Origin of the sequence: Pseudomonas pudica (assembly GCF_015680405.1) — a bacterium.
Lineage (GTDB): Bacteria > Pseudomonadota > Gammaproteobacteria > Pseudomonadales > Pseudomonadaceae > Aquipseudomonas > Aquipseudomonas pudica.
Genome location: NZ_JADLJS010000121.1, coordinates 1 through 278, shown reverse-complemented (window position 1 = coordinate 278; position 278 = coordinate 1). Strand labels below are relative to the sequence as shown.

General features: G+C 55.0%; 2 tRNA genes. Both read left to right on the top strand.

Annotated features, from left to right (window positions below):
• Positions 1–105 precede the first annotated feature (105 nt).
• Positions 106–182, top strand: a tRNA-Ile gene (locus IRZ77_RS26745).
• 6 nt (positions 183–188) lie between these two features.
• Positions 189–264: transfer RNA gene (locus IRZ77_RS26740), tRNA-Ala, on the top strand.
• Positions 265–278: the final 14 nt, after the last annotated feature.

The following is a 278-nucleotide window of genomic DNA, read 5'->3' as shown; positions in this document are numbered from 1 at the left end:
GGGAACCTGCGGCTGGATCACCTCCTTAATCGACGACATCAGCCTGCTGATGAGCTCCCACACGAATTGCTTGATTCATGGTTGAAGACGATCAAGACCCTATATAGGTCTGTAGCTCAGTTGGTTAGAGCGCACCCCTGATAAGGGTGAGGTCGGCAGTTCAAATCTGCCCAGACCTACCAATATGCGGGGCCATAGCTCAGCTGGGAGAGCGCCTGCCTTGCACGCAGGAGGTCAGCGGTTCGATCCCGCTTGGCTCCACCACTTTTGTTGTACTG